At 66.3% G+C, this 14,590-nt stretch carries 13 protein-coding genes; 8 read left to right on the forward strand and 5 right to left on the reverse strand.

Going from position 1 to position 14,590, the window contains the following annotated elements; all coding sequences use genetic code 11:
- The first annotated feature begins 15 nt into the window (after positions 1-15).
- The 6 genes from ASE49_RS08770 to ASE49_RS08795 are packed head-to-tail and all read left to right on the forward strand — an operon-like array spanning position 16 to position 5,876.
- On the forward strand, positions 16-1,185 hold the full coding sequence (locus ASE49_RS08770; protein WP_056770606.1) for a trypsin-like peptidase domain-containing protein: 1,170 nt from the start codon (positions 16-18) through the stop codon (positions 1,183-1,185).
- Positions 1,173-2,303, forward strand: coding sequence for a phosphoribosyltransferase domain-containing protein (locus ASE49_RS08775; RefSeq protein WP_235522895.1), 1,131 nt, complete (start codon positions 1,173-1,175; stop codon positions 2,301-2,303). The genes ASE49_RS08770 and ASE49_RS08775 overlap by 13 nt, the downstream gene beginning before the upstream one ends.
- Positions 2,303-3,049 (forward strand): hypothetical protein, encoded by a 747-nt coding sequence (locus ASE49_RS08780; RefSeq protein ID WP_235522896.1) that lies wholly within the window; start codon positions 2,303-2,305, stop codon positions 3,047-3,049. Before ASE49_RS08775 ends, ASE49_RS08780 begins: the two co-directional genes overlap by 1 nt.
- Before the next feature lie 4 nt (positions 3,050-3,053).
- Positions 3,054-4,145 (forward strand): cysteine protease StiP domain-containing protein, encoded by a 1,092-nt coding sequence (locus tag ASE49_RS08785; protein WP_056771028.1) that lies wholly within the window; start codon positions 3,054-3,056, stop codon positions 4,143-4,145.
- Between the two features lie 2 nt (positions 4,146-4,147).
- The gene (locus ASE49_RS08790; RefSeq protein WP_056770610.1) at positions 4,148-5,065 is read left to right on the forward strand and encodes an HpcH/HpaI aldolase/citrate lyase family protein; all 918 of its coding nucleotides are present in this window, start codon (positions 4,148-4,150) and stop codon (positions 5,063-5,065) included.
- 19 nt (positions 5,066-5,084) lie between these two features.
- Complete coding sequence (locus ASE49_RS08795; protein WP_056770613.1) at positions 5,085-5,876, forward strand: AIM24 family protein; 792 nt, start codon at positions 5,085-5,087, stop codon at positions 5,874-5,876.
- Between the two features lie 3 nt (positions 5,877-5,879).
- Here the strand turns inward: ASE49_RS08795 and ASE49_RS08800 are convergent, their stop codons facing one another.
- Both ASE49_RS08800 and ASE49_RS08805 read right to left on the reverse strand, forming a co-directional pair.
- Entirely contained in the window at positions 5,880-6,356 is a 477-nt protein-coding gene (locus ASE49_RS08800; protein WP_235522897.1) for a hypothetical protein, read from the reverse strand.
- Positions 6,357-6,389: 33 nt separating this feature from the next.
- Complete coding sequence (locus ASE49_RS08805) at positions 6,390-7,097, reverse strand: toxic anion resistance protein (protein WP_162234239.1); 708 nt, start codon at positions 7,095-7,097, stop codon at positions 6,390-6,392.
- 375 nt (positions 7,098-7,472) lie between these two features.
- Here ASE49_RS08805 and ASE49_RS08810 point away from each other — a divergent pair, with 375 nt between their 5' ends.
- Complete coding sequence (locus ASE49_RS08810; protein WP_268778246.1) at positions 7,473-7,856, forward strand: response regulator; 384 nt, start codon at positions 7,473-7,475, stop codon at positions 7,854-7,856.
- On the opposite strand, the gene ASE49_RS08815 is transcribed toward ASE49_RS08810, so the two are convergent.
- The 3 genes from ASE49_RS08815 to ASE49_RS08825 form a co-directional block, all read right to left on the reverse strand.
- On the reverse strand, positions 7,843-9,378 hold the full coding sequence (locus tag ASE49_RS08815; protein WP_056770617.1) for a PAS domain-containing protein: 1,536 nt from the start codon (positions 9,376-9,378) through the stop codon (positions 7,843-7,845). The genes ASE49_RS08810 and ASE49_RS08815 overlap by 14 nt on opposite strands.
- 154 nt (positions 9,379-9,532) lie before the next feature.
- On the reverse strand, positions 9,533-9,715 hold the full coding sequence (locus ASE49_RS08820; protein WP_056770620.1) for a CsbD family protein: 183 nt from the start codon (positions 9,713-9,715) through the stop codon (positions 9,533-9,535).
- 119 nt (positions 9,716-9,834) lie between these two features.
- On the reverse strand, positions 9,835-12,306 hold the full coding sequence (locus tag ASE49_RS08825; protein ID WP_056770622.1) for a PepSY domain-containing protein: 2,472 nt from the start codon (positions 12,304-12,306) through the stop codon (positions 9,835-9,837).
- A gap of 126 nt (positions 12,307-12,432) precedes the next feature.
- Here ASE49_RS08825 and ASE49_RS08830 point away from each other — a divergent pair, with 126 nt between their 5' ends.
- Positions 12,433-14,550: a TonB-dependent receptor gene (locus ASE49_RS08830; RefSeq protein WP_056770625.1), complete on the forward strand. Its 2,118-nt coding sequence runs from the start codon at positions 12,433-12,435 to the stop codon at positions 14,548-14,550.
- The last annotated feature ends 40 nt before the right edge of the window (positions 14,551-14,590 follow it).

Below are 14,590 nucleotides of genomic sequence, written 5' to 3' on the forward strand. Positions count from 1 at the left end.
GCGCCGCCCCGCCCCATGCGTGACCTCGTTGCGGGAGAACGCGCTCCGATTTCCGGCGGTTGCACATTCGTGCTCGCCGGAAGCGGTGCATCCGCGCCGACCCTGGCGCTGATCGCGCTGGGGCCGGACCGGCGGGTAGCGGCGGACTTTCCTCCGATCGACTGCCTGACGCGCGAGATGCGCCCCGCCGCCCGGTTCGAGAACCCCGAAACGCTCTTCCTCGATATCAGCGCCGTATCACCGCAGGTAGACCGGTTGCTGCTGGTCGCTTTCGACCGCGACAATCGCCCGATCGGCATGCCGCTGACGGTGCAGGCGGTCGACGTGCGTTTCACCGTGGATTTGCGGGGACGCGACGATGCGGCGGTGATTGTGATCGAATGTTATCGCCACCAGGGCGCATGGCGGATGGCCGCCAATGGCCAGGGTTTCGCGATGGGTCTAGCCGCTATCGCCGGGGCCCACGGCATCGATCACGGATGGGTCCAGCGCCTGATCCCGCGCCTGCAGCAGCCAGAGGCGGCAACCGGTGCGCCCGGCGGCGAACGCGCACGCGGCAGCGGCGCGTCGACCGGCAGCGGCGTTGCCATCGATCGCCATCATATCCTCACCAACGCGCATGTCGTAGAGGATGCGCAGGTCGTTACTGTCCATGCCGGCGGACGGCCACTGGACGCGGCAATCGTGTTCGCCGATCCGCGCAACGATCTGGCCCTCCTGCGCATCGAGACGCCGCTGGGGGCTACGGCGCGTTTCCGCTCGCAAGTGGGACTGCATCTGGGCGAAGACATCGTGGCGCTGGGCTTTCCGCTGCAGGGCTTGCTGGGCACCGGCCCGCAGGCGAGCGCAGGCAATATCGCCGCGCTGTGCGGCATCGGCAACGACAGCACGGTGTTCCAGTTCACCGCGCCGATCGCCAGCGGCAACAGCGGCGGCCCGATCCTCGACATGGCCGGCGATCTTGTCGGGCTGGTCAGTTCCTCGCTCAACCTCGATCACATCCGCCAGTCCGGTGGCAGCGCCGAGAATATCAACTTCGGCATCAAAGGGGCCGTTATCCTCAGTTTCCTCGATTCTTTCGGCATCGATCCACCGATGGCCGGGCGCGATCCCCAGATCCTGGGGCGCGCCGCCGTAGTGCGCCAGGCGCGTGACGCGATCGCCCGGATCACATGCCAGTGCTGACGCTGTCGCCCGCCGCCCGCGTCATCGACCTGCCCACCGGGCGCCTGGACATCACCGTTGAGGACGCCGCCTGGGTGCTGGACGACTTGTGCGATTTTGCGGCGCGCGAAAACCCCCGGCGCGGCTTCCTCGTCGTATCGCGCGTGCTGGGCCGGCATATACCGGTCGCCCCGCAGGTCATGCGCCGCAGCGTTCATGATCTTGCCGCGCGCATTCCGGCGGACCTGCCCGGCCCGGTCATGGTGGTGGGCCTGGCGGAAACCGCGATTTGCCTGGGCCAGACGATTCACGAGGAACTGCGCCTTGCAACCGGGCGCAGCGATATTCACTTCATCCACTCGACCCGCCAGCAGCTGGGCATCGCGCAGATCGCGCACCCACTGTTGTGCCGGTTCGAGGAACCGCACAGCCATGCGTCTGCCCATCTGATCTACCGGCCCGACCTGCCAGCGCCGCGCGCGCTGGTCATCGTCGACGACGAGATTTCCACCGGGACGACGCTCTGCAATCTGGCCGAGGCGCTGGTAGCGGCATGGCCGGGGGTAGAGGCGATCGTCGTGGCGGCGCTGACCGACTGGTCCGTGGGCCGCAGCTGGCAAGTCCGGATGCCGCGTCCGGCACAGGTCGCAGCGCTGCTCTCGGGCCGGCTCGCATGGACGCAGGGTGAGGCTGCAGCCTTGGGCGATACCGCCACGTTCGACACCGCCGCTGCCTCGCTGGGGCGCATGGCCACGCATCGCAATTTCGGCCGTCTCGGGCTTGACGCTCCGGTGGCCACGCTTCCGGTGACGCCCCTGCCCGCGGTCGAGGGCCCGCTTCGCATAGTCGGCACCGGTGAATTCACGTACCTCCCCTTCCGCCTGGCCGAACGCATGGCCGCAGCCGGGCACGATGTGGTGGTGCAGGCCACAAGCCGCAGCCCGGCGCGCGTGGCTGCGGCCATGAAAACCAGGCTCCGCTTTGCCGACAATTACGCGACCGGCGTGCCCAACTATCTCTATAACGCCGATCCCGCAGACCCGCGCACGACTTGGATCGCGCATGAGACCGGCGCCGATACCATCGACCCCGCGCTGGTCGCGGCGCTGGACGCCACGCTGATCGGGTGGGACGCCTGATGCGCGCCATCGCCCTGGTCGATCTCGACGACACCCTGTTCCAGACCTTGCGCAAGTGTCCCCCCGATATCCCGCACGAGCGGCTGACCCCGCTCGGCTTCGGGCGGGACGGCGCCGCGCTGAGCTATGCGACACCGCGGCAGATGTCGTTCCTGGGATGGCTGGCGGAAACCACGCATCTCGTCCCGGTGACCGCACGCAGCCTGGACGCCTTGCGCCGCGCGCGCATACCGTTCCGCGCGGCGGTGTGCGCGCACGGCGGCGTCGTTCTCGACGAAGCGGGCGACATCGATGCCCACTGGGCGCACACGATTGCCGGCAAGGCGGCGCACCATGCAGCCCGGCTTGCCGAACTGGCTGAGGCGATCACCGCGCACGCGCAGGCGCGCGGCGTTCCGATCAACGCCCGCGTGCTGATGGAAGGGCCGTTGCCGCTCTATACCCTGGCCAAGCATGCGGACGCCGATCACGCCGCGCTGTTCGCGGTGGTGGATGCCGCCGTGCCATCGTTGCCGCCAGGATGGACCGACCACCGCAACGGCAACAACGTGGCGCTAATCCCGCCATATCTTGGCAAGCATCATGCTGTCGCGCACATCCTGCCGGGCTTGCGTGCCCGTTTTCCCGATGCTGCGGTGATCGGCATCGGCGACAGTCTGACTGACGCGCCGTTCATGGGGCTGTGCGATTTCGCAATGATGCCCACCCGATCGCAACTGGCGGCGGGCATGTTCGATGGTGGCTGACACGATGCCCCGCGCCGACGCCGGCTTTTCCGGCAGCTATGATCCAGGCGACGTCATGTTCCTGCTCAAGCCGGTAACGATGGCCGCGACCGATGTGGCCACCAAGGAAGCCGCGATCCAGTCCGGTCGACGCCATTATTCCGAGATGATCGCCCCTGAAGCGATTCCGGACGCGGGCTATCTGGCGCTTTACCATTCCGCCCTCGCCCGCAACGGCGCGCGGCTCGGGCAGGACGTCGCCAGCCTTGCCGCCGCGCTCGCACAGCGCCGCCCGGGCAGCGAGATCGTGGTCATCTCGCTCGCGCGGGCGGGCACGCCGATCGGGGTGCTACTGGTACGCACCTTGCGATCCTGGGGCCTTCAGGCCGTGCACTATTCGATCAGCATCATTCGCGATCGCGGCATCGACCTGGTGGCGCTCGCCCACATTGCAGCCCGGCACGACCCGCGCGATACAGTGTTCGTGGACGGCTGGACCGGCAAGGGTGCGATCGCGCGCGAACTGCGTGCTGCGCTGGCGGACAATCCCCACGGCTTCACGCCGGCGCTGGCGGTGATCGCCGATCCCGCCGGACAGGCCGACATCGCCGCCACCGACGACGATTACCTGATCGCTTCCGGGCTGCTCAACGGCATCGTCTCGGGCCTGGTCAGCCGCTCGATCCTCAACGCGCGCGTGGTCGGGCCGGGCGACTTTCACGCCTGTGTCACGTATCCCCAGTATGCGCATGCAGACCTGTCGCGCGCGTTCGTGGATACGGTCGCCCCGCTGGCGGCAACCGCACCCCCGTGTGCGATCGGCGAACATGGCGGGCGTCGCGCCTTGCTGGCTGCACAGTGCGAGGACATGCTGCAAACACTGCTCGCCGATGCCGGCACCAGCGATCGCAACCGGATCAAGCCGGGCATTGCCGAAGCGACCCGGGCGCTGCTGCGCCGCATGCCGGAGCGGCTGTTGATCCGCGATCGGCAGGACGCGGACGTGGCGCATTTGCTCCATCTTGCCTCGGGCCACGGCATAGCCGTTGAAACGCTGGCCGGGCACACTCGCTACCGTGCTGTCGCGATCATCCGCAGCCTGGGCAACGAGGCGTGAGCATGACGGGGTCGGTATCCGCCATCGCCTTGGGCGCAACGCTGTATGTCCCGTGCATGCGCGGCGAGCTTTTCGCCACGGTGATCGGGGCGCGGCGCCCCGCAGGCCTGCGCTCGGCGGTGCTGTGCCTCGAAGATTCGGTGCGCGAAACCGACCTGCCCGCCGCACTGGGCCACCTCGCCGCGTTCCTGCGAATGCTTGCCGCCCGCGACCGCGCCAACACAGATCCGCTGGTGTTCGTGCGCCCGCGCTCCGCCGGGATGCTGGAACATATCCTGTGCATGCCGGGGATCGAGCGGATCGATGGGTTTGTGATCCCCAAGGCACATGCCGATACCCTGCCGGCTTACCTCGCCCTCCCGCTGCACGACAGACACCGGCTGATGCCGACGCTGGAAACGCGCGAGGCCTGCGATCCGCATGAGATGCGCCGTTTCCGTGATCAGTTGCTGGCCGTGCAGGATCGAATCCTGGCGCTGCGGATCGGCGGCAACGACCTGCTGCAGGCGATGGGCTTGCGGCGCCTCGCCCACCGCACCGCGTATGAAGGGCCGCTGGGCGCCGTGATCGCCCAACTCGTCTCCAGCTTCGCGCCTTGGGGTTTCGCCCTGAGCGCCCCGGTGCTGGAACGCTTCGGCGATACGGCCTTGCTGCGTGAGGAAATGATCCGCGACATAGAGCATGGACTGCTGACCAAGACCGCGATTCATCCCGCCCAGATCGCCGTCATCCAGACCGCGCTGGCAGCGCCGGCTGACGATGTGGACGAAGCGCGGCTGCTGCTGGCCGAGGACGGCCCCGCGGTGTTCGGGCGCGACGGCGTGATGTGCGAGCCTGCGACGCATCGGATCTGGGCCACGCGTATGCTGGAGCGGGCGGCGCATTTCGGCATAGTCGAACCGCTCGCGTTGCGGGCATGATTCACACCAGGAGACGGCGATGAGCGATTATCGGGTCAAGATCGACGAACAGGGCGCAGGTGGGGTGCGCTTCGAACTGTACCAGTTCGCCCGCAAGAGCCACGCGCTGAGTACCGCCGTCCATACCCTGGGCGCCGCGGCAGCGGGCGCTTCGCCCAGCATCCATCTGCATCCGCCACATGGCGCCACGGCCCGCCAGGTCCGCATCGTGCTGGAAGGCGGGGCCGCGCTGCTCGAACCCGGCGCGCTGCAATATGCCCACGGGCGGCTTCAGGTCGACATGCAGAAGAACGCCGGCGCCGGCGGTTTCCTCAAACGTGCGATGACCTCGGCAGGCACCGGCGAAAGCGCCTTCGCCACCCGCTATTCGGGACACGGCGAGGTGTGGACCGAGGCAACCGCCAAGCACTTCATCCTTGCCGCGATGGACGGCCCGGGCGACGCGCTCATCCTTGATGACGGGGCGTTCTATGCCTGCGACGCCAATATCGAGCTATCGACCCACATCCACCGATCCGTGCAGGGGCTGCTTTCCGGCAACGGGCTGATGCAGCCCAAGCTGGCCGGCCGGGGCGCGTTCGTGGTGGAGGCGCCGGTGCCAGTGGACGAAATCGAGGTGATCGAACTGGACGGTCAGGACGAACTCATCGTCGATGGTGACCTCATGCTGATGTTCTCGGCCGGCCTGCAAGTGGAACTGCGCCCCCTCGTGCGGGGGCTGCGCAACGCGATGCGCAGCGGCGAGGGGCTCGTCTACGTGTTTCGCGGCAAGGGCACGGTCTGGCTGACGCCGACGGTCCGGCTGGGCTGAGCCTTATCGCAGCGGATCGTCGCTGCCGTAGCGGTGGTCGATGAAGCGCAGGTTGTCCGCGAAACTGTCCAGGTCTTCCTGGGCCAGCGAACGCGACAGCGCCTCAAGGCGGCCGACCATTTTTTCGAACCCCTGGTTGAGATTGTAGCTGGCCGAGCGCCCGGTCCTGCGGAAGATTTCGGCGCGATGCTCGGGCGGGATCTCGGCATAGCTGGCTACCAGCCGGGGCAGGTGACTGTCACGCATCTGGCGCACTTCGGCCAGCGCCGATATCATCAGCGGATCGTCTTGTGTGCGTGCTTCGACGTCGGCGATGAGCGCCAGCATCCGCGCCACGATCGGACGCGATGCGTCAGGCAGGCGAGGATCGTCCGCGCTCAACCGAGGAGGCGCAGGGTTCGCGCCCTCGTGTTGCACGGCCGGGACCACCTCCGGCCTGTTCCCGAACCACCCTGCCAATGTTTCCAGAAAACCGACCACGATCGCCTTCTTAAGCGACGGGCCTGCATAGCGCTAGAGGGTGCGCGGCGATACCTGTGCCGCATCGATCGCGCGCCGGGCCTGCGCCAATGCATCGGCCAATGCCCGTTCGACCTCCCGGCCCGATGCCGGCGTCGCCTGGGCTGCATCGACCGTGCGTTCCAGCGCTTGCGCTTGCTCCAGCAGATCCCGATTGCCGGAAATCGCCCGCCGCGCGGCCATCGCCGTGCGCAGGGCGGCAACGCTGGAATTGCGGGCACGGTCGATGGCCTGGCCAAGTGCCTCCTGTCCATCGGCGACCAATTGCAGCGCCAGCACCCCTTGGCCCGTTATCGCAAGCTGGGTAAGGACATCGCGCTCCCGTTCTACCAGGCGGGGGGCAAGCTTTTCCATAAGTATATGCGCACGCTCGGGTTGATCGATCGCCAGTTCGCGCGCGGCCGACTCGACCGCAGCGTGACAAGCGCGGATCAACGCCAATGCATCGTCCAGGCCGCGCTGCGCATCGTGCAATCTCGCCTTGTCGGTTTCCAACGCGATAAGCGCGCGTGCGACAGTGTCGCTTTCGCGTTCCAGGCTTTCAACCAGGACGTTCAAATCGCCGGTGGCCGCTTCGCGCGGGCGCGAACCCCAGCCGAAGCGCAGACGCCTGGGGCGAGGCGCAGTATGGGTATCGGCAAGCGCCTGCAGCTGCCTCAGCACGCCGTCTGTGGAGTCGACAGCGGCGGTGCCGCGCGCCATCCGTTCCGCAGCCTGTGCAGCAGCACGTATTGCTGCCCGCCCCAAGCCGTCGATAGCCGAGATCGCGTCCTCTTCGCGCCCAAGCCATTGCCTAAGCAATTGGCGCGCCGTCTCTTTTATGTCGTGCGTTTGCGGCAGCAGGCCATTCACCGGTGTGCAAGCCTCTTGTCTTGTGGTGGGCCGCTACTTGGGGTTTTTTCATCGCGAGCTCAAGCGGGCTTTTGCCCCCGTTGAAGGGAAACCCAGCGAGAGTGGCGGTCCTAGCGGCGTGGTTTACAGCTTTTAATTCATTGCGGCGCGATGATGCCGATTGCTTGCGGAACGACAACGCGTCTGCAGCATTATAGTGAATTAGGATACCAAGGGGCCTGTAAGTTGAAGACTGTACTGATCGTCGAGGACGAGATTTTCATTGCGATGGAAATCGAACGCATTCTGCAGGATGCCGGCTATCGCGTCGTCGCGATCGCCGCCGATCAGAACGACGCGCTCAGCATGGGTCATTCCGCCGAAGTGGCTTTCGTGGATCTCAACCTGCGCGATGGCCCCACCGGCGCCGTTATCGCACGCGAACTGGCCGCAAAACACGGTGTCAGCATCATCTACGTAACGGCAAATCCGGCGCAGATCGGCGAACCTGCGTGCACCGCGATCGGCTGCATTCGCAAGCCATTCACCGACGACGCGATCCTGGCGGCAGCCGCCGCTGCCGCAGGATCAGGCCATCATGCCGCACATGAGGCGATCATCCGGATATAGCACTTTGCTCTACGGCTATTGGCCGGGGGCGGCGCAGCATGGCTGATGCGGGTATTTTCATCCGCACGTTCAGCCCATCGGCATCCCAGCAGCGCTCAATCGTGCCCGCCATCTGGCGCACCACGCTAAGTTCGATCAGCTTGCTGCCGAATCCGGCATCCGACGGCGCACTGGCGATCGGCCCGCCGCGTTCCAGCCAGTCCAGCACCGTATAGTCGCCCTCGGTAGAACACCGGATCACGACCGTGCCGTCCGTCACCGAAAGCGCGCCGTACTTGGCTGCGTTGGTGCCCAGTTCGTGGAAGCTGAGCGCCAGCGGCGTGGCCGAATGATCATCTATGGTGATGTCCTCGCCCTCGATGGTCACGCGTTCCACGTACGCGGCAAGAAGCTGCGTCAGCATGCCCGAAAGGCTGTTCGGGCGGCTTGATGGGCGCGACAGGTCGCTGTGCGGGCGCACGAAATCATGCGCCCGGCCAAGCGCCAGAATGCGGTTGCGCAAATCGTCCGCCGCATCGGCAAGTTCGGGCCGATCGCGGGTGGAGAAGCTGATAAGCCCGTTCACCACAGAGAAGATGTTCTTGATCCGGTGGCTCAGTTCCTGCGCGATGACTTCGCGCTGCGCCTGGGTCATCTTGTGGTCATGGATATCCGTGCATGTACCGAACCAGCGGGTAACCTTTCCGTCCTTGCCACGGATCGGCAAGGCCCGGCCCAGCGTCCAGCGATACTGCCCATCGGCATTGCGCAGGCGGTATTCGATTTCGTAGGGGTCGCCGGTTTCCAGGCTATGGCGCCATGCCGTCCAAGCCCGTTCCTGATCGTCGGGATGGAACATGCCGTTCCATGCCTCACCGTCAGTAGAGCCGACCGGCATGCCGGTGAACTCGTACCAGCGCGCGTTGTAGTAGTCATGAAATCCGTCGGGCTGCGTTGACCACACCATTTGCGGCATCGCGTCAGCCAGAACGCGAAAGCGCATGGCCTCTTCTTCCAGCTCACGGCTGGTGCGGATCTGCGAGCGGCGCTGCGTCAACCGTCCGACGATATTGTCCGCCATCACCCGCAGACCCTGTTGCTGGATGGCGGTCAGACCCTCGCGCGGCTTCCGGTCAATCACGCACAGTGCGCCGATCTGCACGCCATCGTCGGATACCAGCGGCGCACCGGCATAGAAGCGGATGCCCGGATCGCCGACCACCAGTGCGTTGGTGCTGAACCGTGGATCGCAGGTGGCATCAGGCACGACCATGATTTCCCAGCCCCGCATGGTATGCGCGCAGAACGAAGTTTCGCGCGGCGTTTCCGTGGCATCGAGCCCGGTGCGCACGGGAAACCACTGGCGATGCCCTTCCACGATGCTGACCAGCGCGATCGGCACTTGGCACAGTTCGGAGGCGAAATCGGTGATTGCCTTCAGGCCATTATCCCCTTCCAGCCCGTGGACATCGAAGGCCGCAAGGTTGGACAGACGCGCTTCTTCTTGCGGGGAAAACGAATTTCTCAAAAATGCGTCAGACATCTAAAAAGCCTTTTGCCACGAAGCCGGGCCAGGCTCATCGCTTCCCAATGCCATAGCGAAATGTGCTAGCATAAGCGCATGATTTTTACTGGTCGCTGAAACAAGCAGAGGCCGCCCCGTGGTGCGGAGCGGCCCCTTCTGGATGCAATCAAGATCAGATCTTGTCGCCAAGTGCGCCCTTGACGCTGCCCTTGACGTCCTGACCAGTGCCCTTGAGCTGCTGGGCCTTGCCTTCGGCTTCCAGGCGGTCGTTGTCCGTAGCCTTGCCAACGGCTTCCTTGACGTTGCCGGCGATCTTGTTGCCAGCGGCGCTTACCTTGTCCGTAAACTCACCCATGGTGGCCTCCTTCTTGGATCAATATCGAGGCCGATGCCTCATGTATCAAACCGATTTACATACGTTAGGTTCCGCAGCATTTCGCACCGCCGTCGCCCTGTGCGGTTTCTTGCCCCAGTTCAGTACACGTCCCGCAGATACCGACCCGCTTCCGCCATCCGCTCCATACTATCGATACCAAAGATACCGGACAGCGCATCATGCACGCCTTGCGCCATGCCATTCAGGCTGCCGCAGACCAAAACAGTGGCGCCGGCCTCCACCCATTCCGCGATGGCGTCCGCGTGCGCTCTTACCAGATCCTGTACATAGCGGCCGTAATCGCCATCACGTGAGAAGCAGCGGTCCAGCCGCGCCAAAGTGCCGTCGGCCAGCCAGGCGCGCAGTTCGGTGTCGAAGTAGCTTTCGTGCGCGACATGGCGCTCGCCGAACAGCAGCCAGTGCCCCCGCCCGCCCGCATGCGCCTGCGCCCGCAGATGCGCGCGCAGACCAGCGATGCCGGTGCCGTTGCCGATCAGGATCAGGCGCGTATCGTCGCCGGGCTCCGCCGCGACCCGAAAGCCGGGATTGGCCCGCAGGCGCAGCGGCGTGGAAGCGCCAAGCGGCAGGTGTGCAGTCAGCCAGCCGGAGCCTGCGCCCAGCCGCCCGTCATCGTGGCGGACCTGCCGCACCACCAGGTCGAGCGTCCCGTCCGCCGGGATCGAGGCTGCGGAGTATTCGCGCGTCGCAGCGCCGGGGTGCGCAGTGGTGGCGATAGCCTGCGCAGGCGCCGTCAAGACCCCCCCCTCGGCCATCGTGGCAAAGGCCAATGCGCTTTCCTCGTCGGCAGGCGCAAGGCCGGGCTGCACTTCCACGATATCCCCGGCCTGCCACTGTGCGTCATGCCCGGCGGGCGGCTCGAACCGCAAATGATAGGCCGGGGGCGCAGCGCTGCCCGGATTGAGCGCGATACGCTCCACCAGCGTCCAGGCGGCAAACGTGGGGCCTGCCTGGCCGCGCGTTCCCGCCACTGCGCCCTGCTGGCGCAGCGCGGACTGCCACGCCGTTTGCGCATGCGCATCCGCGTGATCCATCGCGATCATGGGAAACAGCGCGGTGGCGCCCCAGCGGGCCAGCCAAGCGTCCACCGCGATGCCGTAGCCGCAGAAATCGGCATATTCGCGGTCACCGAGCGCCAGCACCCCATAGTGCAGATGCGCAAGGTCAATCCCGTCTCCACGCAGCAGGCGCGATGTAAATCCGCGCGCCATATCGGGCGGCTCGCCATCGCCATAAGTGCTGACGACGAAGAGCGCTTTCGTGGCGGCGCGCAGCATGTCGGCGGTGACCTTGCCCGCCGGCACCACGCGGGCCTGCACGCCGCCGGTGCCCAACGCCTGCGCCGCGTTATGCGCCAGCAGCTGCGCGGTGCCGGTCTGGCTGGCATAGACGATCAGCAGATCGCCGGGCTCTGAGCCTGCGGCACCACCGGCCAAAGCCCGCGCCAGGCGCGTGCGCTTGCGGCGCGACAGGTAGAGCAGGAACCCGGTGACTGTGAACAGCGGCATCGTCAGGCTGGTGAGCAGCATCACGATCCGCCCCGGCAGGCCGAAGAACGCGCCGCGATGCAGTTCCAGCATGCTTTGCGTGATAACGGTGCCCAGCGGGCGGCGATCGTACAGGTCGCGTTTGGTAAGTTTGGCCGTGCCGGGCGCATAGCTGAACCGGTCCGTCTGGCGCGGGTGCCGGGCGTCGGCGGTGCGCGCATCGAAGGTGATCGCCTTCATCGGCGCGGCGGGGGCCGGCCGGGCGATGCGCACCCAGGCGTAGCGATTGCCCGTCTCGGCGCGGAACGCCAAGAAGGCCGGGTCGATCGCGGGACGCGGGGCGATGCCGCCGCCCTTGCGGTCCTTGTCCTCGGCCCCGTCCTTGCCGGTCAGCACGTAGGACACCCCGCTGCGATACCAGTCGTAGCTCCACCACAAGCCGGTGGCGGCGCTGAGCAGGTAGAACGCCAGCACCCAGGTGCCGATCACCACATGGAGCGAGCGCCACAAGTTGCGCCCGGTCTTGCGCACGTCCACCACCAGCCATGCGCGCCAGTCGGACGCGGTGCGCGGCCAGCGCAGATACAGGCCCGACAGCGCGAAGAAAATCAGGGCGATCGCGCTGAATCCGGTGATCTGGCGCCCGATGCCGTTGCCGCCGCCGGGCAGCGCCAACCACCGGTGCAGCCCGTCCATCGTTTCGAAAAAGGGCGCCGCTTTGGGTGCGCCCAGCCAGCGTCCGGTGGCGCGGTCAACCCGCCCTTCGATGCGTGCGCGCCCTGCGCTGGCGGTCAGCCGCACGGCGTGCGAGCGTTCGCGCGGCGTTTCCCAGTCCAGCCGGCTGACGTAGTAGCCGGGGTGATCGGCCTCAGCCCGCGCGATCAGGGCATCGGGCAGCAGATCCGGCGCGGCGGGCACGCCTGGCGCGTACAGCGCGGGCGACAGCGCCTCGCTGATCTCGTCCTCGAAGCTCATCGATGCGCCGGTCACGCCCATGATGGCGAGCACCAGCCCGGCGGTAATGCCCAGAAACCAGTGGATCTGAAAGAAGACGCGCCGTGTCACTACCGTTCCCGAAACCGCGTCCGTCCTGAACCCGGCGACCGACCTATCACCCAGTCTGCCAAAAAATGCAATTGCGAACAATTCGCAGTATCACTATGGGGGCGTTATTCGCACGTGGGGGCATACATGAGCATCTGGTTGATCGCGGCGTCGGCTGCAGGGGTTGCGGCAGGCGTATCGGGGGGCGATCCGGCCGGGAATCCGGCATCCGGCGCGCCTCAGAACGACGTGCAGGTGGAACGCAAGCTGGACGAGGAAATCGTCGTCACCGGGCAAGTCCCCACCTTCAAGGCCGAGGTCGTGCAGGTCGGCGCTTTCCGCAACCAGTCGGTGATGGATACGCCGGCCAGCATTGCGGTGATCCCCAAGGCCCTGCTCGACGCGCAAGGGGCCACCGGGCTTGAGGACGCCTTGCGTAACGCGCCCGGCGTAACCCAGCAGGCCACCAGCCCCACCACCAGCAACAACTTCGTGTCCCGCGGCGTGCTGCTTAACGCGCGCACCAATTATCGCCTCAACGGCGCGCTGCAGATCATCAACCTCAGCCCGGTGCCGATCGAGAACAAGCAGCGGGTGGAACTGCTCAAGGGCGTGTCTGCCCTGTATTATGGTCTGGCAACGCCGTCCGGCATCGTCAACGTGGTGACCAAGCGCGCCGGCGACCAGCCCACCACCAACGCCTATGTCAACGGCGATGCGCAAGGCAGCTATGGCGCGGGCGTGGACATCGGGCGCAAGTTCGGCGCGGACGGGCAGTTCGGCGTGCGCCTCAATGGCTATGCCGCGCATGTGGAGACCCCGATCGACGGCGTGAACGGCTCGCGCTATCTGGTCAGCGGCGCGTTTGACTGGCAGGCGAGCGAGCGTTTGTCGTTCAAGTTCGATGTCGAGCATTACCGCCGCGCCACTGACGAGCCGGGCGGCATCGCGCTGTCCGCCTTCCAGTTGCTCAAACGCATCCCCGATCCGCGCAACCGCTATGCGCCGGTCAACGCGCCCTATCGCACGTGGTCCACCAACGTGCTGGGCCGCGCCGACTATGCGCTGGGCGACGAGTGGTCGATCCGCGCCGAGGCGGGCCTGGCGCAATCGCGCCGCCAGCGCAGCCGCGCCGACTTCAGCTTCACCAGCGCGGCCACGGTGGACAGCGGTGCGGGCCGCATTTCAGGCAATTACACGCCGGACCAGGAATACCGCAACGAATACCTACGCGCCGAACTGGCCGGCAAGCTCGATACCTTCGGCGTCGTCCACGACCTGCTGCTGGGCGTGGCGCGCAACCGGCAGGTGCAGGAAGACCAGAACCAGACCAGCTACACCGCCGTAGCGCAGAACATCTACGATCCGCGCGCCATCGCGTTCGACAGCCTGAATTTCACCACCACCCGCCTCCAGCCCGGCAGCGTCAACGTGGACACCGGCCTGTATGCGATGGACATTGCCCATGTGGGGGAGAAAGTGCTGGTCATCGGCGGCATCCGCCGGGTGCTGTACGATACCCACGATAGCACCGGCGATTACCGTCTGAAGGCCTGGACGCCCACCGGCGGCATCGTATTCAAGCCCACCGCCGCCTCAAGCCTGTACTTCACCTATATCGAAGGGCTGGAAAGCGCCGGCACCGCGCCGGCCGGAACCGTCAACGAAGGGGACGTGCTGGCGCCCGTGCGCAGCAAGCAGATCGAGGCCGGGGCGCGGATCGAGGTGGGCGGCGCGCTGGCCAGCCTGGCCTATTTCCACATCGACCGGGGCCTGAGCTATACCGACGCCGCCAACACCTACGTCGTGAACGGGCGGGCGATCCACAAGGGCGTCGAAGCATCGCTGCAGGGCAACCTCACGCGCCAGCTTTCGGTGGCGGTGTCCGGGCAGTACCTGAACGCCGTCCAGCGCGACACGGGCGTCGCCACACAGGACGGCAACCGGGTGGACAACACGCCGCGCTGGTCGGCTTCCGTGTTCGCGGAATACCGCCCCGCCATCCTGCCGGAACTCGGCGTGAATGCGGGAATGTATTACACCGGGCTGCGCTATGCCGATGCCCTCAACGCCTATCGGATGCCGGCATACACGACCTATAGCCTGGGAGCGAACTACAAGGTCGCCCTGCCCGCCGACCGTACCCTGACCTTGCGCGTGAACGGCGATAACATCACCAACAGGCGCTACTGGTCCACTGGCGGATCGGTGTTCTACGTCGGGCTCGGGCGGCAGGTCCGGTTCTCGGCCAGCGTGGACTTCTAAGCGACAGACTCAACTTGCTGGCGTCGGTGTTTTTATCCAT

This window comes from Novosphingobium sp. Leaf2 (genome assembly GCF_001421325.1).
Lineage (GTDB): Bacteria > Pseudomonadota > Alphaproteobacteria > Sphingomonadales > Sphingomonadaceae > Novosphingobium.

What these genes read in the sequence shown, in the direction of transcription:
- ASE49_RS08820 (WP_056770620.1), bottom strand. Translation starts at nt 9,715, where the DNA reads ATGGGTGAGTTTACGGACAAGGTAAGCGCCGCTGGCAACAAGATCGCC.
- ASE49_RS08770 (WP_056770606.1), top strand. Translation starts at nt 16, where the DNA reads ATGCGTGACCTCGTTGCGGGAGAACGCGCTCCGATTTCCGGCGGTTGC.
- ASE49_RS08790 (WP_056770610.1), top strand. Translation starts at nt 4,148, where the DNA reads ATGACGGGGTCGGTATCCGCCATCGCCTTGGGCGCAACGCTGTATGTC.
- ASE49_RS08805 (WP_162234239.1), bottom strand. Translation starts at nt 7,097, where the DNA reads ATGGCGCGCGGCACCGCCGCTGTCGACTCCACAGACGGCGTGCTGAGG.
- ASE49_RS08815 (WP_056770617.1), bottom strand. Translation starts at nt 9,378, where the DNA reads ATGTCTGACGCATTTTTGAGAAATTCGTTTTCCCCGCAAGAAGAAGCG.
- ASE49_RS08775 (WP_235522895.1), top strand. Translation starts at nt 1,173, where the DNA reads ATGCCAGTGCTGACGCTGTCGCCCGCCGCCCGCGTCATCGACCTGCCC.
- ASE49_RS08780 (WP_235522896.1), top strand. Translation starts at nt 2,303, where the DNA reads ATGCGCGCCATCGCCCTGGTCGATCTCGACGACACCCTGTTCCAGACC.
- ASE49_RS08785 (WP_056771028.1), top strand. Translation starts at nt 3,054, where the DNA reads ATGCCCCGCGCCGACGCCGGCTTTTCCGGCAGCTATGATCCAGGCGAC.
- ASE49_RS08795 (WP_056770613.1), top strand. Translation starts at nt 5,085, where the DNA reads ATGAGCGATTATCGGGTCAAGATCGACGAACAGGGCGCAGGTGGGGTG.
- ASE49_RS08830 (WP_056770625.1), top strand. Translation starts at nt 12,433, where the DNA reads ATGAGCATCTGGTTGATCGCGGCGTCGGCTGCAGGGGTTGCGGCAGGC.